17 protein-coding genes are annotated in these 23,875 nt (G+C 65.1%); 8 read left to right on the forward strand and 9 right to left on the reverse strand.

Annotated elements, in window-relative coordinates; genetic code table 11:
• Positions 1-7: 7 nt before the first annotated feature.
• The 3 genes from VN706_17015 to pepT all read right to left on the reverse strand — a co-directional run bounded on the left by VN706_17015 (position 8) and on the right by pepT (position 5,893).
• On the reverse strand, positions 8-2,509 hold the full coding sequence (locus VN706_17015) for an ABC transporter permease (protein HXT17343.1): 2,502 nt from the start codon (positions 2,507-2,509) through the stop codon (positions 8-10).
• A 344-nt stretch (positions 2,510-2,853) separates the two neighbouring features.
• The gene (locus VN706_17020) at positions 2,854-4,554 is read right to left on the reverse strand and encodes an amidase family protein (GenBank protein ID HXT17344.1); all 1,701 of its coding nucleotides are present in this window, start codon (positions 4,552-4,554) and stop codon (positions 2,854-2,856) included.
• A gap of 85 nt (positions 4,555-4,639) precedes the next feature.
• Positions 4,640-5,893, reverse strand: coding sequence for a peptidase T (gene pepT / locus VN706_17025; GenBank protein ID HXT17345.1), 1,254 nt, complete (start codon positions 5,891-5,893; stop codon positions 4,640-4,642).
• Between the two features lie 135 nt (positions 5,894-6,028).
• On the opposite strand from pepT, the gene VN706_17030 reads away from it, so the two are divergent.
• Positions 6,029-7,216, forward strand: coding sequence for a hypothetical protein (locus tag VN706_17030; protein ID HXT17346.1), 1,188 nt, complete (start codon positions 6,029-6,031; stop codon positions 7,214-7,216).
• Positions 7,217-7,277: 61 nt separating this feature from the next.
• The gene (locus VN706_17035) at positions 7,278-8,306 is read left to right on the forward strand and encodes a D-2-hydroxyacid dehydrogenase (GenBank protein HXT17347.1); all 1,029 of its coding nucleotides are present in this window, start codon (positions 7,278-7,280) and stop codon (positions 8,304-8,306) included.
• Positions 8,307-8,310: 4 nt separating this feature from the next.
• On the opposite strand, the gene VN706_17040 is transcribed toward VN706_17035, so the two are convergent.
• Entirely contained in the window at positions 8,311-10,029 is a 1,719-nt protein-coding gene (locus tag VN706_17040; protein HXT17348.1) for a HAMP domain-containing sensor histidine kinase, read from the reverse strand.
• Positions 10,030-10,301: 272 nt separating this feature from the next.
• Here VN706_17040 and VN706_17045 point away from each other — a divergent pair, with 272 nt between their 5' ends.
• The 4 genes from VN706_17045 (at position 10,302) to VN706_17060 (ending at position 13,857) form a co-directional block, all read left to right on the forward strand.
• Positions 10,302-11,003 carry a response regulator transcription factor gene (locus VN706_17045; GenBank protein ID HXT17349.1) on the forward strand — a complete coding sequence of 234 codons (702 nt, stop codon included), beginning with the start codon at positions 10,302-10,304 and terminating at the stop codon, positions 11,001-11,003.
• A gap of 156 nt (positions 11,004-11,159) precedes the next feature.
• The gene (locus VN706_17050; GenBank protein HXT17350.1) at positions 11,160-11,633 is read left to right on the forward strand and encodes a hypothetical protein; all 474 of its coding nucleotides are present in this window, start codon (positions 11,160-11,162) and stop codon (positions 11,631-11,633) included.
• Positions 11,630-12,097 (forward strand): DinB family protein, encoded by a 468-nt coding sequence (locus tag VN706_17055; GenBank protein HXT17351.1) that lies wholly within the window; start codon positions 11,630-11,632, stop codon positions 12,095-12,097. The genes VN706_17050 and VN706_17055 overlap by 4 nt, the downstream gene beginning before the upstream one ends.
• Before the next feature lie 2 nt (positions 12,098-12,099).
• The gene (locus VN706_17060) at positions 12,100-13,857 is read left to right on the forward strand and encodes a M28 family peptidase (protein ID HXT17352.1); all 1,758 of its coding nucleotides are present in this window, start codon (positions 12,100-12,102) and stop codon (positions 13,855-13,857) included.
• A 194-nt stretch (positions 13,858-14,051) separates the two neighbouring features.
• Here the strand turns inward: VN706_17060 and VN706_17065 are convergent, their stop codons facing one another.
• The 5 genes from VN706_17065 to VN706_17085 form a co-directional block, all read right to left on the reverse strand.
• Complete coding sequence (locus VN706_17065; GenBank protein ID HXT17353.1) at positions 14,052-14,702, reverse strand: NAAT family transporter; 651 nt, start codon at positions 14,700-14,702, stop codon at positions 14,052-14,054.
• A gap of 56 nt (positions 14,703-14,758) precedes the next feature.
• Positions 14,759-15,337, reverse strand: a complete 579-nt coding sequence (locus tag VN706_17070) for a hypothetical protein (GenBank protein HXT17354.1) — start codon at positions 15,335-15,337, stop codon at positions 14,759-14,761.
• A 158-nt stretch (positions 15,338-15,495) separates the two neighbouring features.
• On the reverse strand, positions 15,496-17,292 hold the full coding sequence (locus VN706_17075; GenBank protein HXT17355.1) for a hypothetical protein: 1,797 nt from the start codon (positions 17,290-17,292) through the stop codon (positions 15,496-15,498).
• Positions 17,293-17,588: 296 nt separating this feature from the next.
• Positions 17,589-20,243 carry a hypothetical protein gene (locus tag VN706_17080; GenBank protein ID HXT17356.1) on the reverse strand — a complete coding sequence of 885 codons (2,655 nt, stop codon included), beginning with the start codon at positions 20,241-20,243 and terminating at the stop codon, positions 17,589-17,591.
• On the reverse strand, positions 20,240-20,941 hold the full coding sequence (locus tag VN706_17085) for an RDD family protein (protein HXT17357.1): 702 nt from the start codon (positions 20,939-20,941) through the stop codon (positions 20,240-20,242). Before VN706_17085 ends, VN706_17080 begins: the two co-directional genes overlap by 4 nt.
• Positions 20,942-21,104: 163 nt before the next feature.
• Between VN706_17085 and VN706_17090 the strand changes: the two genes are divergently transcribed.
• Together VN706_17090 and VN706_17095 are read left to right on the forward strand one after the other, a co-directional pair.
• Positions 21,105-22,565 (forward strand): M20/M25/M40 family metallo-hydrolase, encoded by a 1,461-nt coding sequence (locus VN706_17090; protein ID HXT17358.1) that lies wholly within the window; start codon positions 21,105-21,107, stop codon positions 22,563-22,565.
• 5 nt (positions 22,566-22,570) lie between these two features.
• Positions 22,571-23,839: an amidase gene (locus VN706_17095; GenBank protein ID HXT17359.1), complete on the forward strand. Its 1,269-nt coding sequence runs from the start codon at positions 22,571-22,573 to the stop codon at positions 23,837-23,839.
• Positions 23,840-23,875: the final 36 nt, after the last annotated feature.

Consider the following 23,875-nt stretch of genomic DNA (forward strand, 5'->3'; position numbering starts at 1 on the left):
CGCCTCGCTATTCGGTCCGCAGCGCCACCTGCGGATCGACCTTGGCCGCTCGCCGCGCCGGAACCCAGCTCGCCACGAGCGTGATCGCCAGCAACACCAGCGTCACGAACGCGTACACCCACGGATCGTGCGGCGATTCGTCGAAGAGCAATGGTTTCACCCATCGGCTCGCGATCAACGCGCAGACCGCGCCGAGCCCGAGTCCGATCACACCGAGCCGCAGACCATCGGTGATGACGAGCTGCACCACGTCGCGCATCTGTGCGCCGAGCGCGACGCGGACGCCCATCTCGTGCGTACGTTGCGTGACGTTGTAGGCGATCACGCTGTACAACCCGATCGCCGCGAGCGCGAGCGCGAGGCCGCCGAACGCGACGAACATCGTTGCACCCATCTCCCACGACTTCGTTTGTGATCCGATGATCTCGCGCAGCGGCGTCGTGGTGACATACGATGCGCCCGGCATCTCGCGCTGCAGACGGCTGCGCACGGTCTGGCCCATCTTCGCCGCATCGCCCGCGACGCGCACCATGAAGCTGTTCTGACCGCCGAACTGCTCGGCCGGCAGATAATAGATGTACGTCGCGGAATCGCCGGAGATGTTTTTTTGGCGGATGTCCTCGCTGATGCCGACCACCGTCGTGCACGGCATGGTATCCGCGTTCACGCGCATGCACTGCCCCAGCGCATCGCGGCCGCGCCACAGCGCTTTCGCCATGCCTTCGCTGATCACCGCGACGCGAGGCGTTCCGAGTCTGTCTTGCGCGGTGAAGCCGCGGCCGCGAAGGATGCGAGTTCCGAATGTCGCGAAGAAGTCGGGCGATACCGCGTTGAGATTGAATTGGCCATAACGCCACACCGTATCGATGCCCTGCACATACAGGCCGACGCTCCAGGTGCTCCAGAATGGAATCGACGCGATGGTCGATGCGTGCGTGACGCCTGGAATCGTCGTCGCGGTGGCGAGAATGCGATCCTGCAGCTCCTTGGTATGCACGCTGTCGAGCTTCACGCCGCGCATGTTGAGATCGACGAGCATCACCGGATCGACGTCGTAGCCGAGCCGCGCCGAGCGAACGTTGCTGACGCTGCGGACGAACAATCCCGCACCGACGAGCAACACCACCGACAGCGCGCCCTGCACCACGAGCAGCGCGACACGCACGCGCGAGCGGCCGTGCATTCCTTCGCGCGCGCCGGCCTTGAGGTCGTCGACGAGACTCCGCGAGGCGCTCGACGTCTGGAAGATCGGCGCGAGGCCGGCGAGAATGCCGACGATCACGGCCGCGCCGCCCGCGAAGAGCACCGTGCGCGGATCGCGGTAATACACGACCGGCTCGGCCTTCGTGAAAAACGCCGCGCGAAGCGCCGCACCCCCCCATTGCGCAACGAGCAACCCGGCAAGCGCGCCGCCGATCGCCAGCACCAGACTCTCCGTGAGCAGTTGCGACAAGAGCCGTGCGCGGCTGACGCCGAGGGCGAGGCGAACGGCGACTTCGCGGCGACGGCGCAGTGCGCGCGCGAGCAGCAGGTTCGCCACGTTCGCGCAGGCGATGAGCAGCACGATGATCGATACGCCGCCCACCCACGTCGCGACTTTCGCCACGCTCGACGTATTCGGTCCGCGCTCGGTGATGATCGACGCGGCGGCGGCGTGCGGCTTCGTGAGGTTGATCGGCGAGCTCTTCGTTTGCTCGATGAGCTGATTCTGATAACTCTTGCGCATGGCGTTCGAGAGATCTGTGTTCGCCGACGCGATCGACACACCGGGCTTGCGCCGCGCGATGACGGACATCCATCCCCAGCTGTACGTCTTCCACCACACCGTGCCTTTGCGAAGGAAGTTGTTCTGCGCGATTTGGAGGCCCGCAAACGACGTGATGGGGACGTACGCGACTGGTGGCTGATCCGGCCACAATCCGACGAATCCGGCCGGGGCGACGCCGATCACGGTGTAGATGCCGGTGCCGATTTGAATGCGGCTGCCGAGGACGTCCGGGCGTTCGCCATAGCGCTCGCTCCAGAACGTGTGGCTGAGCACGGCGACGAGCTGGCCGTTCGGTTCAGAATCCTCGGCGGGAGTGAAGTAGCGGCCGATGACGGGTGGTGCGTCGAAGAACTTGAAGAAGTTGGCGCTCACGGCGCCGACGGACATCTCGCGCGCCGACTCGCCGATGCCGACGGCGAGATCGCGGCGGGCGTGGCCGGCCATGTACTCGAAGGAGTGTGATTCGGCAGCGAGGTCGCGATAGCGCGCGTACTGATAGCTGCCCTGCGCCTGCTCCTTGCCGCGGAACGTTTGGTAGACGTAGACGCGGTGCGCGGTAGCAGGATCGCGCAGCATCGGTGGCGGGCGAAAGAGCATGCGGTCGACGATGCCGAACATCGCGGCGTTCGCGCCGATTCCTAAGGCGAGCGTGACGACGACGGCGGTGGTGAAGCCAGGCTTGGCGCGCAGGCCGCGCAGCGTGTATCGCAAGTCCTGACGGAATGCGTCGATCGCGGTCATGCCGAGTCCCCGGGTCGTGGCGATGCGAGTTGGACACTACCGGGGCGGTTTTCGTTGACCGCCCTTGGGCGGAGTTGGGCGCTCGGGGCCCGGGATGATCGCCGGCGTCTCGCTCCCCGCGTCTCGCGCCCAGGCGCTCCGGGCCGGCCGTGGTGTCCTCCTGAGCACGTGTCATTCAGAGCGCAGCGAGGAATCTGGCGTCCCGGCGGATTGGCCGGCCACGCGACCGGGACGTTGGATCCCTCGCCTTCGCTACGCTCCGGCTCGGGATGACAAGGGTGCGGTTTGGTCGCGCCGTTCGATAACGGCGTCCGGCCGCGGTACCCTCTCGACCAAACGACAAACTACGGAAACAGCGGCGGCGCGTGACGCTTTTTGGTCGCCTGTTCGAACGCATACGCCAACTCGATCAGCTTCGGCTCACTGCACGCCATGCCGGTGAACGTCACGTTGAACGGCGCCGGACGCGGCTCGAAGCCCGTCGGATACGCGTTCGCGCCGGTCGGCATGTTCACCGCGAGCAATGCGTACGGCACCGTTACGCTCGGATAGCCGGGCTTGGCCGCGATGCCCGCGCTGCTCACACTTGGAAAGAGCAGGGCATCGAGGCGATTGTTCTTCATCGCGGCGTCGATCCCGTTCGTGCCCGCGAGCAGAATGTCCTTGCGGCGATCGGCCTCGTACTTCGGGCGATCCGCCAGCGTGTCCATCTCGTCCGAGATGTCGAGCAGCGCCTGCCCGTACCGAATGGCATTCGCGCGCTGATGCGCGATGTTCCACTCGCGCAGCGCGGTGAGCGTCTTCACCGGCGCGGCACTGCCGAGCGAATGCAGCCACGCATTGAAATCACGCTTCATCCCGTACTTGAGCACCACCGAGCAATTCGCGTCCATGCCCTTCGCGTTATCGAGCCCGCTGCACGGATTCCAATTCAGGAAGTTGTCCGCCGAATCCGTGGTCGTGATGCTCGGAATGTCGGCGGGATCGACGACGATCGCGCCCTGTTGCTTGATCGTCGCGATGACGTCGTCCATGACCTGCTTCTGCGCGGGTGACAACCCGCCGCGCCCGTTTCTGCCGCCGGGAAGCGGCTCGTAGAAAAACGCGCGCGGAATCCCGATGCGGGCGCCTTTCAGTCCAGCGGGGTTTAGAAATCTGGTATAATCGCGCCCGGCCGGCGGCGGACAGCGCCGCGTCGCCGGATCGTTTGGATCGGGCTGCGCGCCTTCGAGCGCGCCGAACATGATCGCGGCGTCCGTCACGGTCCGCGCCATCGGGCCCGGGGTATCCTGATCCGCGGTGATCGGAATGACCCCATATCGGCTCACGCGGCCGACGGTGGGCTTGATGCCCACGAGCATGTTCTGATTCGACGGGCTCAAGATGGAGCCGCTCGTTTCCGTGCCGACGTTCGCCGCCCAGAAGCTCACGTTCGTGCCGGCGCCGGAGCTCGAGCCGCCCGTGGTGAGCACCGGCCGATTGTCGAAGAAATTCTCGCGCGGATCGCGCCGCGGATCCCACGGGTTGTAGCCGTACCCATTCAGCCCGTTGTAGTTGCCGGGCATGCCCGTCGCGACCCAGTTCGCCAGCTCGGTGAGCTGCGTCTTCGCGAGAATGATCGCGCCCGCGGCCTCGAGATTCTTCGTCAGCGTCGCGTCATATGGCGGCACGAGATCGGCAAACGCCAGCGCGCCACCGGTCGTCGGCATGTCCGTCGTATGGATGTTGTCCTTGAGCGCGACGGGAATCCCGTGCAGCGGTCCAAGAATCCGACCCTGCGCGCGCAACCGGTCGAGCGAGTCGGCGATCGCGAACGCGCGCGGATTCACCGTGATCGCGGCGTGCAGCTTGTCCTCGTACATGCCGATGCGCTCGAGATATTGCCGCACCAGCTCGTGCGAGGTCACGCGCTTCTGCTCGAGCGCGCGGCGCATTTCCGGAATGCCGGCTTCGACGACAGAGAATGGCTGCTGGGCGCTGAGCGCGGGCCAGGCAACGCTGAGCGCGACGATCGCGCGGACGCAAATCTGTGACAGGCGATTCATGATAGTATGCTAAAGTCTGAGCGGAACCAGGGGTCCTCAATGATGCAGCGCTCCGGCCCATTCCGCACCTGGGCGGCTCGGCGCCCTAGGCGCGCTCCGCGAAGATCTGGACGAGATGCACCAACGTCTCGGTCGTCTTCTCGAGGCCGCGCCGCGAGTTGAACTCGAGCTTGCCGTGAAACTCGTGCCCGCCGGTGAAGATGTTCGGGCAGGGCAGCCCGCGGAACGTGAGCTTCGACCCGTCCGTGCCGCCGCGAATGGGCTCCACGAAGGGCTCGAGTCCCGCGCGCCGCGCCGCCTCCATCGCGTATTCCGTCAATTCAGGATGCTTCGCCAGCACTTCCTTCATGTTGCGATAGTTCTCTTTCACGCTCACCGACACGGTGACGCCCGGGAATTCCTTCTCGGTGTCGGCGGCGAGCGTGCGAATCATCGCCTCCTTGGCCTGGAGTCCCGCCAGGTCGAAATCGCGTAACAATACTTTAATGCTGGATTCGGCAACATCGGCCGCTCCAATGTAGGGGTGCACGAACCCGATGCGACCCTCGGTACTCTCGGGCAGCATGTCGTGCGGCATGCGCGTGAGGAAATACGCCATCGCGTAGATCGAGTTGACCATCACGCCTTTCGCCGTCCCCGGATGCGTGTTCCGCCCATGAAACGCCACCGTCGCGAGCCGCGCGCTCCACGTCTCCTCGCTGATCTCGCCGAGCGGGCCGCCATCCACCGTGTAGGCGAAGCGGGCGCCAAAGCCTTCGACCTCGAACTTCTCGATGCCCGTGCCGATCTCTTCGTCGGCGGTGAATCCGATCGCCAGCGGGCCGTGGATGATGTCCGGATTCTGCTGCAGCGTATCGACCAACGTCATGATCGTCGCTACGCCGGCCTTGTCATCGGAGCCGAGGAGCGTCGTGCCGTCCGTGGTGATAATGTCGTCGCCGATCATCGTCTTCAGCAGGGGATGCTGCGCGACGGTGATCACCTGCGAGGGATCGCCCGGCAACACGATGTCGCCGCCTTGATAGTTCTTGTGAATGATGGGCTTCACATTCGCGCCCGACGTCGCCGGCGAGGTATCGACGTGCGCGAGCAAGCCGATGACGGGAATGTCCTTGGAATTCGGCGCGTTACCGGCAATCTTCGCGTACACCATGCAGTACTCGTCGATGCGCGCGTCCTGCGCGCCGAGCTGCTGCAGTTCGGTGACGAGCAGCCGCGACAGATCCCACTGCGTCGCCGTGCTCGGCGTCGTCGTCGCGTCTTCGGCCGATTGCGTGTCGATGCGCACGTAGCGCAGGAACCGATCGACGACGGATTCGCGAGCGGGACGAAGGGTCATGACGTAGCTCGATGTGAATTCATTCATTTTCCTTAGCGGCAAGACAACGGCGCGAAGGCCCGCGCGTTGCTCGAAGGATTTCCCGAGACGGCCACTCGGCGTCATTCAACATTAACCAGGCTCAGGCTTGGTCGTATGCGGCGCGATTTCTGGACGATTGTCGGTGTGACGCTTGGCGTCGCGGCGTGCAGCCACTCCGGCCGGAGGCTCCGCGCCGCCGACGGAAAGCAACACTACGCCGTCTACAGCGCCGCCGGCGAGGTCACCGACCCCAAGGGTGCGGTGAACATCTACGCCGCCACCGGAACGAACGGACTGTCGGCGATCGCCGCGAAGTCGAAGCCGCTCGTCTACGTGCCGAACTCCCGCTCGGGTTCGGTGAGCGTGATCGACCCGACGACGTACACCGTCGTGCGCACGTTCAAAGTCGGACAGATCCCGCAACATGTCGTGCCGGCGTACGATCTGTCGCGCCTGTGGGTGTTGGCCAACCAATCGAGCACGCTCATTCCGATCGACCCGCTCACCGGCGCCGATGGCAAGCCCATCCACGTCGATGATCCCTACAACATGTACTTCACGCCCGACGGCAAATTCGCCATCGTCGTCGCCGAACGGCGCGAGCGGCTCGACTTCCGCGATCCGGAGTCGATGCAGCTCGTACAATCGGTGAACACGGGCTGTCGCGGCATCGACCACATGGAGTTTACCGCCGACGGCCGCTACGCCATCGCGACGTGCGAGTTCAACGGCTCGCTGCTCAAGCTCGACGTGACGACGAAGCAACCCGTCAAACTGCTCGCGCTCGACACGACGAGCGGCGCGGGACTGGGCGCCATGCCGCAAGACGTGCGTTCGTCGCCCGACGGCAGCGTGTTCTTCGTCGCCGACATGAAGGCGAACGGCGTGCGGCTCGTCGATCCAACGACATTCACGCAGATCGGTTTCATTCCGACCGGCGTCGGAACGCACGGCATCTACCCGAGCCGCGACGGCAAGCTGCTCTACATGACGAATCGTGGATGGAACACGCTGAAGGCGGGACCGCATGGCAAGGGATCGATCAGCGTCGTCGATCCGTTCGCGCGCAAGGTCGTCGCGACATGGGAGATTCCCGGCGGCGGCAGTCCGGACATGGGCAACGTCACCGCGGACGGCAAGGAGCTGTGGGTGAGCGGCCGCTATGACAAGCAGGTCTACGTGTTCGATACGGCGACGGGGCAGCTGACCCATCGCATTCCTGTCGGGCGCGAGCCACACGGGCTTTGCGTGTGGCCGCAGCCGGGACGCTACTCGCTGGGACACACGGGTAACATGCGATAACGCATCGACGTGAAGGACTGGCGCCGACGTCCGGGCATCGACCAATTTGCGATTTATCGCGATGTACAATCGTCGCCAACCCGTACCGACGTCGGAGAGCCCGGTCCTGCGCGTCCTGATCTACATCCAGTGGCCCGTCAAAGCGTGGTGTATTCCGGACGCCCAGGTTGACGCGTTGCGTCGTCGTTTTCCGGATTTTGAATTCATAAACGTTAATACGCGCGACGAGATTCCGGACGCCATTCGCGCCGCCGATGCCGCGTTCACGCCGTTTCTCACCGCGGAGTGGGTCGCGGCCGCGCCCAAGCTCCGTTGGGTCCACTCCTCCGCGGCCGCCGTCGAAGGGCTGCTGCCGTTGCCCGCGCTCAACGATCGCGGCATCGTCGTCTCGAATTCCCGCGGCGTCCAGGCGATCGCCATGGCCGAGAATGCGATGGGCGGCCTCCTGGTAATCGCGCGCAAGCTCAATCGCACGCTCGAGGCGCAGCGCGAGCATCGCTGGATTCAAAACGATTTGATCCACGACTGGCCGTGGCTCCTCCACGGCAAGCGCATGACGGTCGTTGGACTCGGCACCATCGGCATGGAGATCGCCAAGCGCGCGCACGCCTTCGGCATGCGCGTCACCGGCATTCGGCGAAACGTCGACCGCCCGCGGCCGGAGTTCGTGAATCGCGTGCTTCCGCCGAGCGCGCTCCACGACTCGCTGGCCGGCTGCGACGTGCTGGTGCTGTCCGCGCCGGGTGTCGAGGCGACGAAGCGCATCGTCGGCGTTCGGGAGATCGCGATGCTCGAGCGGGGCGCGGTGATCGTGAACGTCGCGCGCGGTCAGGTCGTCGACGAGCTAGCCATGATCGACGCGCTGCGCTCCGGTGCGCTCGGCGGCGCGGTGCTCGACGTATTCGAGCGCGAGCCGCTCGATGCAGGGAGTGCGCTCTGGGATTTGCCGAACGTCGTGATCACGCCGCATTCGTCGGGCTTTCGTGCGACACATTGGGACGACGTGGTCGACCTGTTCGCCGAGAATCTCGAGCGGTTTCGCCGCGGCGAGCCCGTGCAAAACATCGTCAACACGGCCGCCGGATACTGACGCGCTACACGGCCACCGGATGCTCGGCGGTGTTCGGCGTGGCCTCGCTCGCGCTGGCGAGCGGAACGCCGACGACGAAGACCGATCCGCCGCCGATGTGCTCATCGACGCGCACCCAGCCATCGTGGCGCACGATGATGTCGCGCACCACGGAGAGGCCGAGTCCGAGTCCATCGCGGCGCGCGGTGCCGGTGCTGTTGAGGCGCTCGTAGGCGGCCCAGACGCGCTCGCGTTGATCGGCGGGAATGCCGGGACCATGATCGGCGACGCTCAGCTCCGCGGTATCGCCGTAGTGGCGAAGGCGAATTTGCACCGTTGAGTCGCGCGGCCCGTATTTCAGCGCGTTGTCGAGCAGGTTGAGGATCACCTGGCGAAATGCGTCGGGGTCGACGAGTGCCCACACGGTGGATGATGCGACGACGTCGAACGAGACGTGTCGTGTCGCCGCGATCGGCGCCATCGATTCGGCAGTGGCCCGTACGAGCGCATCGAGCTCCGTGACGCGCGGCCGCACCTTCCACGTCGGAAGCTCGGCCTTGGCGAGCGTGAGCAAATTCTCAACGGTGCGCGTGAGCTGCTCGGTGCCGCGGCCGAGTGCTTCGATGGTGCGCTCGCGCCGTTCGTCGCCATCGGCGGGCAGGCGGCGCAGCGTTTCGACGGACAGGCGCACCTGCGTGAGCGGCGTACGCAGCTCGTGCGACACGGCGGCAAGAAATGTTTGCCGGCGCGCCATGCCGGCGAAGGCGCGCTGAGTGACGATGCCGGCGACGATGGCGAGGCCGACCGCGATGGTCATCAGCACCCACAACGTCCACTCTGGTACACCAGTTGGCAGGCGCTCGATGAGCGTGTCGGTGATCGTATCGGCCAATCCGATGCGGACGCGAACGCCGTGCATCGGCCCCGACGCCAGCTCGTACGTGCCGTGCGCGCCTTCGTGCGCGAGCACACCGCTGTCGAACTCGACGCGGTCCGTGTTCGCGTCCTCGACGCGTGCGCTGACATAACGCCGCTGCAGCGCGAGCGCTTGTTGAGTATTTCCTAAATCCCGCCGTGTCCCGCCGACCGACGCGGGCAGCACGGGTACCGTCGCGAGCACGAGGGGAACGAACGCGGTCATGAATTGGGTGCGTGAGAACGAGACGCCCTCGACGAATGTGGGACGTCCGGTTGCGTCGCGTCCGACGATGATCCACGCGGACATGTCGTCGCCGTGCCAGGGATACGCCGTGCCGAGCAGCGTCTGATGCCCCGTGGATTTCGCGACGACCTTGGTGACGGCGTCGTGCAGTGCTTCGCGGAGCGCGTTGCTCTGAACGCCGGCCCACTTCCACGACTCGGCGGGCGATGACGGGTTGCCCTCGAACGCCAGCCGCAGCGTGTCGCTGGATTCGGATCCGCTCAGTGGCATGCGCTCGGACCACGCGAGTCTCGCGAGCAAACTGTCGGGTGCGATCGGCGCCGGTGCGCCGCCACGCTCGGCGGCAAACAACAACATGTTCGTCGCGTCGAGGCCGAAGTTCGCGGTTTGCTGGAGGATGAGTCGCGCGCTCGAGGTTGCGAGATCACCGGCGGCCCGATCGACGTCGTGCACCGTTCGGCGGCGCGAGCCGAGCAGGAGGGCAAGCGCGGCGGCGGCGACCAGCAGCGACGCGGCCAATGCGCCACCGGCGGCGATGAGTCTGACGCGAACCGCGTCGCGGCGCGGGGTGGGGAGGAACATGCTCTAAGATTGGGCGCGCGGCGCGCGGCGATGCAACTATCTGCGACGGAGAACAACGACCGGATCTGACCAAATCTGACCAAATCTGCTCTCGTAGTCCGAGAGGACGGCGCCTGACCGGCCCGGTCGTGCTTCAACGGTTTCCAGATCTGGTCAGACGTGGTCAGATCTGGTCGTGGTTAATTGTTATGTATTTAAAGTTCTAGAATATCACCACGCCATCATGGCCTCGCTTCCGCGACTCCGACCCGGTCGTTAACGTACGCTCCAGCATGGGCAACATTCTCGTCATCGAAGACAACGAAGACATCGCCAACGGGCTCCGCGACAACCTGGAGCTCGAGGGCCACGCGGTGCGAACCGCCGAGACCGGGGCGCTCGGCGTCGCCGAGGCGAAGGGCTGGAATCCCGACGTCATCATTCTCGACCTCGGGCTGCCCGACATGGATGGCCATCACGTCATGCGCCAACTGCCGCGCGAAGGCGTCACCTCCGGCATCCTCATCCTCTCGGCGCGCGATGCCGAGGCGGAGAAAGTGGTCGGGCTGCGGCTGGGCGCCGAGGATTACGTCACGAAGCCGTTCGGGATGTTGGAGCTGCTGGCGCGCGTCGAGTTGATCCTGCGCCGCGGCCGTGTCGCCGCCGCGCCGCTCGAGATCGTCGCGCCACAACGTGCGATCGTACGGCTCGGACCCCTCGAGATCGACCGCGATGCGCGCCAGGTCAAGCGCCATGGACGGCTCGTGTCACTCTCGCCCAAGGAGTTCGATCTGCTCGACGCGCTCATCGGGCGCGGCGGAGCGGTGGTCAAGCGCAGCGATCTCCTCCGCGAAGTATGGGGCTATAGCGGCTTCGTCTCGAGCCGCACGGTGGATACCCATATCGCGCAGTTGCGCCGCAAGCTCGAGAGCGATCCCGCGAATCCGGAGTTCATTCTCACGGTTCAAAAGGCGGGATACCGCATGGCGATGTGAGGGGAGCAGCGCGGACGACGGGCGATCGTCGCCGGCTGATCGCGAACATCGTCGTTCCCGTGGGGCTGCCGGTGGTATCGTCGCGCGGTTGCCGCTAGCGTTCGCGTATCATCATCTCGCGGAAGTCGTTCTCAGTCTCCCACTCACTTCTTCTGGATGTCTCTCGTGCAGAACGCGCTCATCCTCGCGCTGCTCACCGCCATTCCGCTTCACGCTGTGGCCGCGCAACACGCCGCACCCGCCGCCACGATCACGCCCGCCGCACGACTCGCGGTGTTGGGCGATTCGCTCACGCCTGGCGCATCGCGCACCGCGCAGCTTGGGCTGGGCCCGAACATGACGTACGCGCTCACGCATCGCGACTCGACCGGCGGTCTGGAAGCGCATCGGGATTGGACCGACGTCTTCGTCGTCGAGAGCGGCAGCGCGACCCTCGTCTCGGGCGGCACGCTCAGCGGTGCGAAGGAAGCGACGCCGGGCGAATGGCGCGGCGGCAAAGCGAACGGATCGACGCGCGCGGCGCTTCACGTCGGCGACGTCGTCGTCATTCCCGCCGGCGCGCCGCATCAGATGATACTCGCGCCGGGCGAACACATCACGTATCTCGCATTCAAGGTGAAAGCACCATGAGCTCACATCCCGTCATCACGCCCGAGCAGTTGCTCGATCACTGGCAGGGACATCGCCGAGTGACGCGACGGCTCATCGAGGTGTTTCCGGAGCGCGAGTTGTTCGATTACGCGATCGGCGGCATGCGGCCGTTCGCGAAGCTCGCGACAGAGCTGCTCACGATGGCCGTGCCGATCGCGCAGGGCGTCGCCACCGGTCAATGGGTGAACGAGAAGCTCGAGCTGACGACCAAGGGCGAGATTCTTCGGCTGTGGGACGCCAACACCGCGGAGCTCGACCGCGTATGGAAGACGATCCCCGAAAAGCGCTTTCAGGAAGAGGACACCGCATTCGGGCAGTGGAAGATGTCGGGGTTCGCGATGATCTTCTACGCCATCGACAATGAAGTGCATCATCGCGGGCAGGGGTACGTGTATCTGCGCTCGCTCGGATTCGAGCCGCCCGCTTTCTACGACCGGAGCTGATCATGCGTATTTCACGAATTTCGTTCGCGGCGGCGACGCTCTCGACGCTCGCTACGCTCGTCGCGGTGTCATCAGCACATGCTCAACGCGGCGGGTTCGGCGGCGGTGCGCCGCAACAACCCGCATATCCCGATCCGCCGGCGCTGTCGTTTCCAACCGACGATCCGATCATCAAGCAGATCTGGACGATGGGCATGGACAACTCGCATGTGAAGCAGTTGTCCCAGGTGTTGTTCGATTCGCTCGGACCTCGCCTCATGGGCGCGCCGAACACCAAGGCCGCGCAGGACTGGTTGGTCAAGACGTACGCGGGCTGGGGCATCAGCGCGAAGCTCGAGAACTACGGCACGTGGCGCGGCTGGGTGCGCGGACCGTCACACATCGATCTGCTCACGCCGCGCGTGCGGACGCTCGAGGGACAGATGGTCGGCTACAGCCCCGGCACCGGTGGCAAGAATGTCGATGCGCAGCCGATCGTGCTGCCGCAGTTCGCGGACAGCAACGCGTTCGTGAAGTGGCTGCCGAACGCCAAGGGCAAGCTCGTGATGGTGTCGGCGCCGCATGAGACCTGTCGCCCGAATCGCGAATGGACGGCGTACAGCTATCCGCAGGAGATCGCGCGCAAGGACAGCGTGCAGCGCGAGCTCGCGGCGGGCTTCGGCGGACGCGGAAGCACCCGCGGCACCGGCTACTTCGTTTCACTCGGCGGCGGCTCGTTGAGCCAGCGCCTGGACCAGGCAGGTGTCGCGGGCCTGATCACGTCGCGGCCGAAGGACGAGATCGGCACGATGGAAGTCTTCGAGACGTACAGCACGCACGTGCCGACGATCGCGCTGAGCTGCGAGGATTATGGGCTCGTGTATCGTCTGACCGAAAACAATCAGCATCCGACGCTGCGTCTCAATCTCGAGGGTCGCCTGCTCGGCGAGCAGCCGGTGTACAACGCCATCGCGACTATTCCCGGCAGCTCCAGGGCGAACGAGTATGTGCTGCTCTCGTCGCACTTCGACTCGTGGGACGGCTCGTCGGGCGCCACGGACAACGGCACGGGCACGATCACGATGCTCGAGGCCATGAGAATTCTCAAACAAGTGCTGCCGCATCCGCAGCGCACGATCATCGCCGGCCACTGGACCGGTGAAGAGGAAGGTGAGGTTGGCTCGGCCGCGTATGCAAAGGATCATCCGGACGTCGTGAAGCATCTGCAGGGCGTCTTCAACCAGGACAACGGCACGGGGCGCGTGATTCGTGTCGGCGCGGGCGGGTTGCCGAGCGGGGCGGAGCATCTCACGCAGTGGTTGAGCAAGCTGCCGAACGTATTTCAGCAGCAGGTTGGCTTCACGGGCGCGCCGGTCGCGCCGGGTGGCCCGGCCGGCGGCGGCAGCGACGATTACTCGTTCACGTGCTATGGGGCGCCGACGTTCGGCTTGGGGGCGCTGAGCTGGGATTACAACAACGTCACCTGGCATACCGAGCGCGACACGTATGATAAAGTTGTATTTGACGATCTCAAATCAAACGCGACGTTGACGGCGATGCTCGCGTACCTCGCGTCGGAGGACGCGTCGCACGTGACGCCGATCAATCCGGATTCGGCGCGCGCCGCGATGCAGGTGGTGTTGGATTCGATCGCGCGCGTCGGCGGCGGCAACAATGCGCCGGCGGCGGGTGGGCGTGGCGGACGTGGGTTCGGTGGCCCGCGTTTGTGGCCCAAGTGCGAGGACGTGCCGCGGACGACGAAGCCGCGTCTCGGCGGCTGAGGCGTCGTCATCGCGAGGAGCGTAGCGAGATTGTCATCCCGAGGAGCGTAAGCGAGGCCGTCATCCCGAGGAGCGTAAGCGACGAGGGATCTTTCCTCCTGATAGGGGGCCCTCTATCGGGATGAAAGATCCCTCGCTGCGCTCGGGATGACAGTGGGGCGCTCGGGATGACAGTGGGGCGCTCGGGATGATAACTAATGAATCTTCAGGGCGTCCCGCACTCCGGTGAGCACGAACTGCACGGCGATGGCCGCGAGCAGGAGTCCCATGATGCGTGTCATGACACGAATGCCCGTCTGCCCCATGCGCAGCACGACGCGTTCGCCGACGCGCAGGACGACGAGTGAGATCGCCATCGTCGCGACGATCGCCGCGAGCACGACGATCTTTTCGCCGACGGCCTGCGCCTGACCGGCGAGCACGATGATGGTCGAGATCGCGCCGGGGCCGGCGAGCATCGGCATCGCGAGCGGCGTCACCGCGACGTCTTCCTTCACCGCGCCTTCGGCAATCTCCGGTCGGCTCTCCTGCGTGCGCCGCTCGCCGTGCAGCATGTCCATCGCCACGACCCAGAGGATCAAGCCGCCCGCGATGCGGAACGCCTCGATCGTGATGCCGAAGATGCGAAAGATGAGCGTGCCGCCGAGCGCGAAGGCGATGAGAATGAGGCCGGCGGCAATGCAGGCGCGGCGCGCCGTGATCGCGCGCTGCCCCGTCGTCTGGTCTCGCGTGATCACCAGGTAGGTGGGGATCACGGCGATGGGATCGACGATGAACAGAATGGCGGTGAGCGTGACGAGCGCGAACTGACCGAGATTGGCCATGGTGACGGTGGAAGCTATCACCGCCGTCACCGTCTCGCGCTCGTCACCTCACGGTGATCGTCTTACGACTGACGTGATTACAGCGAGACCGTCGCCGCCGCGTCGGTGGACGACGTCGAGGTCGGATCGTTCGGGTCCGTGGTCGTCGTCGACGATGAGAGCGATGCAAACGCCGTCTCGAGCGCCGACTTCATACCACCACCGCCGCCGTGGTGATGGTGGTGGTGATGCCCCGGCGCCTTCTGCGTGCCGCTGGTCGCGCTCGAGGAGCTCTGCGTCGTCTGATCCTGTGCATCCGCCTGCAACTTCGTGAGCGCCGCCTGCGCGCCCGAGGTGTCGCCGGACTGCACGGCCTGGAACAACGAATCGAGATCGGTCTGCTGCGGCGAGGTTGAGGAGGAGGACGATGACGGTGCGCTGTAGGACGCGGAGCCGCCGAGGTCGGACTGGAGCGTGCTCAAGGCCGACTGCGCGGACGTCATGTCGCCGGACTTGACCGCCTCGAGGAGCGACGCGAAGTCGCCGCGGAAACTGTCCTTGGCGCCGACGCGTGACGTGCTCGAGTCGCTGGCGCTATCGCGTGAACCGCCGACGGCGCCCGTGCTGACCGGCGCGACGAAGCCGACCGGCCGCGACGTGATGCTGCTGATGCTCATGTGCCACCCCAGATGGAGTTGAAGCGTGAGGGATCGGCCGGGGGTGGTGGGAGGGGGAGGGGGGACGGCCGATCTCGAAAGGGAAGTTCAGGTACGATGAGTATCGGCAGGGTGCGCAAATACTTTAGCGATGCGCTGAAATCGTTCCAGTCAAACGCCTAAAACCTAAACAAGGGGACATCGACCGCGACAAAGGCGCCGCCGCGCGCTACGTTCATGCGCGCGCCCGTGAGCTCGTTCTTGCGCAACCCTCCGACGTACTGTGCACCGAGTCCCACGCTAATCGGATAGCGCTGAGTGATTCCAAACACGGCGTACGCCCCCGGCGCAACAATCTGCGCGAACGTCACGTGGGGCACGGCATCGGCGCTCGCGGCGTCCTTGCCGAAGCGATAGCTCGCGACGGTGCCGAGATCGATCAACGGGACGAATAGCGACAACGATCCATTCGAGCGGCCGAACGGCCAACTTAACTCGAAGCCGACAGGAACGACGGCGCCGGCGTAGCCGGCGGCTCCCTGATTCGATCCTGGCCCAAACGCGTTCTCAACGCCGGCGACCGCGCCGACATAACTGTTGATGCCGAATGCGAACGACGCGTCTGTCCCAGTTCGTGCCCGCTTGGTACGGAACGAGGTAACTGGCACTGCCGCGGCGTTCAATGCCGACGACACGTCTGCCGGCGTCTTGGCCGACGCGAGCGCCGACGCAAAGCTGAGGATCCGCACGCGTTGCGGCGAAAACACCGGAGTCGACAGTTGTCGCGCCAGCGCGCTCACGAGCGTCTGGGCCGCCGTGACGTACTCCTGAGCCGCGATCGCGGCCTCGGCGTGCGAGAGATCGGAGAGCAGATCGAGAACGCCCTGCACTTGATGCTGCGCGTTTGCGTCGCCGACGAGCGGCGCAACGGCTCCGACGAACTGCACCGCGGCCGCCGTGATTTGCGCGGCGACGCCGAGCGCCGCGTCGCCGGAGCCGGCCGCCTTCAGTCGCTCGACACCGTTGCGCACAGCGGTATCCACGTCGGCCAGCGCCATACCAAGCGGCGCGATTCTCGCCACATAATTCTTCACGAGACCGTCGGTGACGACGGATTGTGGCAACGCTTGAGAATCGATGAGCTCACGCAGAAGCACACCAACGGCGAGCTGGCGCTCGTAGGGGTCGGTTCGCACGGCCTGAAGCAACTCGGCGCCTCCGTTCCGATACTCACGTGCCATGATTCCACCCGTAACGAGGGCGGCGCGAAGCCGGTCGTCGACGATGTCAGTTGTTTGCAACTCTGCTAAGTGCGCCAGCGCCGCCAGCGTCGGCTCACCATCAGTCAGTCCATGCAAGCGCATGGCGATGCTGTGCGCGTCGTGCACCCACGGCTTCGCCGTGGGCCAAGCCGCTGATGCCACCGGGTCCTTCAACTCGGCGACGATGTCTCCGACCAGATCGGGGTCGAGCGCGTTGACGGGAAGCGCCTGCACATCTGCGCGGAACGCCGCGCGCAACGTCGGAACAAGTTGACTCGCGGCGACCGCGTCGAGATTCGCCATCGCCGTGTACGTGGACGCGAAGAGTAATCTGAGCACGGCATCGTTCTTGAGGCGTTCTCGCAAGTCGGCGAAAAACGAGATGACCAACTCGTCCTTGGCGCGTTGCACGATGAAATCGCTGATACCGGCGATGATTGTCGCTTCCGACGGCAAGCCTCCGCCCATTGAGGTTACATCGTCGACCAACTGTTGGTTGAATCGGTTCTGTTGGTTGCGGTTCGCTTTGGCCGCGAGCGTGTTGGCGGCGAAGTACACCATGTACACCGCGTCGGCACTCGGGATGCCGAGCCTGCCTCCGCTGACCGGGAAATACGGCGCCCCGCATCCTCGGCGCTGCGTGGTCGCACACACGGGATCATCGAGGAACTCGAAGACCAACTCCACGCTGTCTTTCTCGACATGCGCGGCCACGAGGTCAGATTCGAGGTGGCCATTCGCGACCCGATCCCGTCGGATGAACTCGAGCTGCCTGATTTCCTCGATATACGGCACCAGTTGCGCCCGCGATCGCAGCCGGGGCAGCGGCTCAGCCGCCAGCGGTCTGCCTCCGAGGAGAGAAAGAGCACTAATGCATGCGGCTCGGCAGGTGATCGTCATGGCTCGGCGTGTGGAGGAAAACCAACGCCCACAGCCTAAGGGCCGTTTGAAGGCTCGTAAATGGGATATTCCGCCAGTCTCATTAAAGACTGCTAATGTAGCCCATTCCCTCACGTCACGGCGGGGACCCCACTCTGCTGAATGAGCTTCGCCACCAACGCCGTCCACCCCGTCTGATGCGACGCCCCGAGCCCCGCCCCCGTATCGCCGTCGAAGTACTCGTGAAACATCACGAGATCCCGCCAATGCTCACGCTCGAACTGTGCCGCCGACTCACCATAAATCGGCCGCCGCCCTTGATGCCGCACGAATAATCCGATCAGCCGCCGCGAGAGCTCGACAGACACCTCCCACAACGTCAGCATCTGCCCCGACCCCGTCGGATACTCCACGCGGAACGTCGGCCCGAAATACCAATCAAACTTCTGTAATGCCTCGATGATGAGATAGTTGAGCGGCATCCACAACGGCCCACGCCAATTCGAGTTGCCGCCGAACAGTCCGCTCCGCGACTCGGCCGGCTCGTAGTCCACGCGGCCGAAGTTCCAGCCATTCACCCGCAGCTCGAACGGATGTTCGGCATGCCAGCGCGAGACTGATCTCAAGCCGTGCGGCGACAGGAATTCCGTCTCATCGAGCACGCGCCTGAGAATCGCGCGCAGACGCGACTCGTTCACGATCGCGAACAATCGCCGATCGGCTTCGCCAGTTTGCGTGACGCCCGCGGCGTCGCCCACCATGTCGGCGCGATAGCGCATGAACCACTCGAGGCGCTCGCGGAAATCAGGCAGCTTCTCCAGCAGCTCAGCGTCGAGCGTCTCGACCGCAAGCAGCGGAATGAGGCCGACCATCGAACGCACGCGCACGAACGCCGCCTCGCCGTCGGCGAGACGCAACAGATCGTAGTAGAACTCATCCTGCTCGTCCCACAGATCGTCAGGCTCACCGTTCGGCGTGGTGCGGTTGTTCACCGCGTGCGCGATGTAGAAGAAGTGCTCCAGGAACTTCGTCGCGACGTCTTCGTACGCGTTGTCCTGCCGCGCCAGCTCGAGCGCGATCGCCAGCATGTTGAGGCAGAACATCGCCATCCAGCTCGTGCCGTCGCTCTGGTCGAGCCGAGCGCCGTTGGGCAGCTGCTCGCTGCGATTGAAGACGCCGATATTGTCGAGCCCGAGGAAGCCGCCCTGGAACACGTTGCGCCCCTCGGCATCCTTGCGATTCACCCACCACGTGAAGTTGATGAGCAGTTTGTGAAAGATGCGCTCGAGAAACTTGACGTCGCCCCTGCCGGTCGCGCGCCGTTCGATCTGATAGACGCGCATCGCCGCCCACGCGTGCACCGGCGGATTCACGTCGCCAAACTGCCACTCGTATGCCGGCAGTTGCCCGTTCGGGTGCATGTACCACTCACGCAGCAGCAGGATCAACTGATCCTTCGCGAACTGCGGATCGATCATCGCCCACGGAATGGCGTGAAACGCGAGATCCCACGCCGCGTACCACGGATACTCCCACGTATCCGGCATCGAGATCACGTCGTGATTGTTGAGATGCTCCCACGCGTGATTGCGGCCCCAACAGCGCTCCTGCGGCGGGGGCGGGAATGCCGGATCGCCATGCAGCCACTGCCGCACGTCGTAGTGATAGAACTGCTTGCTCCACAACAGACCCGCGAACGCCTGCCGTTGCACGCGGCGCTCGTCGACCGAGACCTCTGGCGGCGCGAGATCCGCGTAAAACGCATTTGCCTCGGCAACCCGGTCCGCGAACACCTTGTCAAAGTCTTCGAAATGATCGAACCGCGTGGCGTCGGCGCGATCGGCCGAGAGACGCAAGCGCACCACGTGTTCCTCGCCGGCGGGAATCGTCAGGCGATAGTGCGCCGCCGCCTTCGTTCCCGTGCGCGCCGGATTCACCGCGTCCGTCTTGCCATGCACGATGTAATCGTGAAACGCATCCTTCACGTACGGCGTCGCGTTCTTTCCGTCGTACAGCCGAGCGATGTTCGTGTCGTTCTCCGTGAACAACAGCTCGGGCTGGCCGTCGCACGCCAGATGATACCGGCCCAGCGATTCATGCTCGACGAGAACTCGCGAATCATCGAGCGCGGAGAGCGACGGGCGGTATCCGCTGATGCCCCACGACCACGTGTTGCGGAACCAGAGCGTCGGCAACAGATCGAGCGTCGCCGCATCGGGGCCACGATTGGCGACGGTGATGCGAATCAGAATGTCGGTGGGACTCGCCTTCGCGTACTCGATGCCGACGTCGAAGTACCGATCGTCCGCGAACACGCCGGTATCGAGCAGCTCGTATTCGCCCGCCTCGCGGCCGCGCCGCGCGTTCTCGGCACGCAACTCCTCGTACGGATACGCGGCATGAGGATACTTATATAGCGCCCGCATGTAGGCGTGCGACGGCACGTTGTCGAGGTAGAACCAATACTCCTTGGCGTCCTCGCCGTGGTTGCCCTCGGGGCCGGAGAGGCCGAAGAGCCGCTCCTTGAGCATTTCGTCATGCCCGTTCCAGAGCGCGAGCGCGAAGCAGAGGCGCTGCGTCTCGTCGCAGATGCCGAGCAGGCCGTCTTCATTCCAGCGATACGCACGGCGTGGGGCGTCCTCGTGCTTGAAGTATTCCCACGCGTCGCCGTTCGCGCTGTAATCCTCGCGCACCGTGCCCCAGGCGCGCTCCGCGAGGTACGAACCCCACAGCCGCCAGGGTGCGGCGCCGGAGTTCGCGTCGTTCAGCCGATCCTGCTCCGTCACACCGTTTCGGGGCGCTTCACGACATAGGTGCTGACCAGCTTGTCATGCCAGCACTGGCGGTCCTTGTCGACGAAGATCCACAGCAGGCCGAGGCAGAAGACCATGTGCGAGATGATGAGCTTCCCGATCCACTCGCGCACGAACATGCGGCCGAATCCGGCGACGTGGCCGTCCTCGTTGATGACGTCCATGCCGAGCAGGTTTTTGGCTGGCGTGGTTCCGCGCGAGAAGAGCACGCCCGACCAGACGATGTAGGCCAGGGTGAGCGCGGCGGCAGCGATGACCGCGGCCATGCCACCGCCCGACCATGCGACGACAGTGACGAGGGCGCCGATGCTCGTGAACGGAAGAATCCAATCGAGCAGGTACGCGCCCAGGCGTCGCCCCGGCGAAGCGAGAGTGCCGAACACGCCAGGAATCGCCGAGGCATGACACGCGCCGCACCACTTCGATTCGGGCGCGAGCGGAATGCCGCACGACCGGCACGCGCGCGTCGTCGGCGCCGTGTAGGCATTCGGGATGGGCTGCATCGGTTGCGGTGCGCGAAGCAGCGTATCCACCGTACTCCAGGTGGTCGAGCCCTCGGCGAAGAGCGGTGAGCTCCCGTTCAATTTGCCGTCGCGATACAGTGCCATGACCTGGTCGGCGCTGAGTGGTCCGACCGGCTTGCTGTCCGCGTCTGCGTAGTAGTAGCCCACCGTGATCTCCTGGACAAATTCGTCGCCGCAGACGCTAGCGTCCGTGCAGCGGTTCGGCAAGAAGGAAGGTTCCCATGAGAGGCGAAGGATGACAACACCGCCGCACCGGCATTAGCATCAGTGTGCTTCCTCCCGACTCACTTTTTCTCGCTCGATGAGATCCGTGCCCACTCCGCGCCATCTCCGACTCTCGATCGCCGCGTTGATTGCGGTCGCGTCAGCCGCTTCAGCCGCGTCCGCGCAATCGTCCACGCTCACGCCGCGCCAGCGCCTGGCCCACGACGTGTACTTCGAGCTCGTCTCGATCAACACCGTCGATTCCGTCGGCTCCGTGACCAAGGCGGTCGAGGCGATGGCGGCGCGCTTTCGCGCGGCGGGCTTTCCCGACTCCGATGTGAAAGTGCTCATACCGCCCGGCAAGCCGACGAAGGGCAACCTCGTCGTGCGATACCACGGCCGCGGCGGAGCGACAGCAGGCAAACCGATTCTCGAGCTCGCGCACCTCGACGTCGTGGCGGCGCTGCGCAGCGATTGGCCGCGCGATCCGTTCACGCCCGTCGAGGAGAACGGCTTCTTCCTTGGCCGCGGCGTGAGCGACGACAAGGCGATGGCGTCGATCTTCGTCGCCAACATGCTGTCGTGGAAGCAGGAAGGCTTCGTCCCGCAGCGCGACGTCATTCTCGCGCTCACCGCCGACGAGGAAGGCGGCAGCGCGAACGGCGCGCATTGGCTCGTCGACCAGCACAAGGATCTCATCGACGCCGCGTTCGCGATCAACGAAGGCGGCGGCGGAACGCTCGACGGCAAAGGCATGGACGTGAAGCCGCTCTTCAATTCGATTCAGGCGGCCGAAAAGGTGTATGTCGATTTCACGCTCACCGCCACGAACCCGGGCGGCCACTCCAGCGTGCCGCGTCCCGACAACGCGATCTACGAGCTCGCCAACGCGCTCGGTCGCGTGGCGAAGTACAGCTTTCCCGTCGAGCTGAATCCGACGACGCGCGGCTTTTTCGCGCAGACGGCGAAAGTCGAGAAACCGGCGATCGCCGCGGCCATGCGCGCCATTGTGAAGAATCCGAAGGATGCAAGCGCGTCGGCGATTCTGTCGAAGGATCCGCGGTACAACTCCACACTGCGCACGACGTGCGTCGCGACGCGACTGGCCGGCGGCCACGCCTACAACGCGCTGCCGCAGTCCGCGACGGCGAACGTGAACTGCCGCATGGTGCCGACGACCACGCTCGACAACGTGCGCTCGACGCTCGCGCGCGTGATCGGCGATACCGGCATCAAGATCACGCTCACGCAAAAGAACGAGGCGCCGCGCTTCCCGACGTCGACGCTGGCGATCGATCCGCAGCTGCTGAACGCCGCCACCGACATCACGCATCAAATGTTCGGCGGCATTCCGGTCGTGCCGGTGATGTCCACGGGCGCCACCGACAGCCATTGGCTGCGTGAGGCAGGCATTCCGTCATACGGCGTCTCGGGACTTTTCTCACTCCCCGGCGAAACGAACGCGCACGGCCGCGACGAGAAGCTGCGCGTCAAATCGTACTACGACGGGCTGGAGTTCCTCGACAAGCTGGTACGTCGTCTGTCGGCCTCGCAGACGACGATGTGATGTCGATGGGTACTCCAATTGAAAACGTCGAAGAGGCGCTGTCGGCGATCGCAACACACGGGCGTCGCACGAATGCGTTCATTCTCGTCGATGCCGAAGCCGCTCGCAGTGCGGCACGAGCAACGAGTCGCGGCCCGCTCGCCGGGATGACGATCTCGATCAAGGATCTCATCGACATCGAAGGGCAACCGACGACGGCCGGGTCGCGCGTGCGCGACGGGCACGTCGCCGAGCATGACGCGCCAGTGGTGCAGCGGCTGCGCAACGCCGGCGCGATACTCATCGGCAAAACCAATCTGCACGAGTTCGCGTTCGGTACCACGAGCGAAGAATCGGCGTTCGGAGCCGTGCACAACCCGCTCGACGTCACGCGATCCGCCGGCGGCTCGAGCGGTGGCTCGGCGGCGGCGGTCGCCAGCGGCATGGGGCGAGCATCGATCGGCACGGATACCGGCGGCTCGATTCGCATTCCCGCGGCTGCCTGCGGAATCGTTGGCCTCAAGCCCTCGCTCGGCGAAGTACCGACTGACGGCGTCGTCGCCTTGAGCACGACCTTCGATCACGTCGGTCCGATCACGCGCGACGTCGCCGATGCAGCGCTCATCTGGTCGGTGCTCGCCGAACAACCCATGCCCGCGCTCGACCTCGGCCGCGCGCCGCGCCTTGGCCTGCTCGGCGGATACTTCACGAAGTTGCTCGAGCGCGACGTACGCAGCGCGTTTGATGCGGCGATCGAACGCCTGCGCCGCGAGGGCGCCACGACGGCGCCGCGTGAGCTCGCGCACGCCGATTCGATCGTGCCCGCGTACGTCAACATCTCGATGCCCGAGGCGGCGCACTGGCACGGAGCGGATATCGACGAACACGCGAATGACTATCAGCCGCCGGTGCTCGAGCGGCTGCATCGTGGCCGAACGATTCTCGCGGTGGATTACCTCGCGGCGTTCGACACGCGCGAGACGCTGCGCCGCGCGGTGGACGATCTGCTCGCCGATTGCGATGCGCTGGCGCTGCCGACGCTGCCGATCATCCCGCCGTCGCACGGCCAGGTCGATGCGATGATGGGCAACGGCGAAACAATTCCGGTGCGCGCGGCGATGCTGCGATTGACGCAGCTCTTCAACATCACGGGGCATCCGGCGATTTCGGTGCCGGTGCCGGTGAAAGGATTGCCCGTGGGACTTCAGCTGGTGGGACGGCGGGGGCGGACGGATGACTTGCTGCGGGTGGCGGCGAGGTGTGAAAGCCTGTTGCGTCATCCCGAGCGACCCTGAGCGTAGCGAAGGGGAGTCGAGGGACCCCCATCCGGG

The organism is Gemmatimonadaceae bacterium, assembly GCA_035606695.1.
Lineage (GTDB): Bacteria > Gemmatimonadota > Gemmatimonadetes > Gemmatimonadales > Gemmatimonadaceae > JAQBQB01.

Coding starts and splice junctions, on each gene's coding strand:
- VN706_17015 (HXT17343.1), bottom strand. CDS start 2,509: ATGACCGCGATCGACGCATTCCGTCAGGACTTGCGATACACGCTGCGC.
- VN706_17020 (HXT17344.1), bottom strand. CDS start 4,554: ATGAATCGCCTGTCACAGATTTGCGTCCGCGCGATCGTCGCGCTCAGC.
- pepT (HXT17345.1), bottom strand. CDS start 5,893: ATGACCCTTCGTCCCGCTCGCGAATCCGTCGTCGATCGGTTCCTGCGC.
- VN706_17030 (HXT17346.1), top strand. CDS start 6,029: ATGCGGCGCGATTTCTGGACGATTGTCGGTGTGACGCTTGGCGTCGCG.
- VN706_17035 (HXT17347.1), top strand. CDS start 7,278: ATGTACAATCGTCGCCAACCCGTACCGACGTCGGAGAGCCCGGTCCTG.
- VN706_17040 (HXT17348.1), bottom strand. CDS start 10,029: ATGTTCCTCCCCACCCCGCGCCGCGACGCGGTTCGCGTCAGACTCATC.
- VN706_17045 (HXT17349.1), top strand. CDS start 10,302: ATGGGCAACATTCTCGTCATCGAAGACAACGAAGACATCGCCAACGGG.
- VN706_17050 (HXT17350.1), top strand. CDS start 11,160: ATGTCTCTCGTGCAGAACGCGCTCATCCTCGCGCTGCTCACCGCCATT.
- VN706_17055 (HXT17351.1), top strand. CDS start 11,630: ATGAGCTCACATCCCGTCATCACGCCCGAGCAGTTGCTCGATCACTGG.
- VN706_17060 (HXT17352.1), top strand. CDS start 12,100: ATGCGTATTTCACGAATTTCGTTCGCGGCGGCGACGCTCTCGACGCTC.
- VN706_17070 (HXT17354.1), bottom strand. CDS start 15,337: ATGAGCATCAGCAGCATCACGTCGCGGCCGGTCGGCTTCGTCGCGCCG.
- VN706_17095 (HXT17359.1), top strand. CDS start 22,571: ATGGGTACTCCAATTGAAAACGTCGAAGAGGCGCTGTCGGCGATCGCA.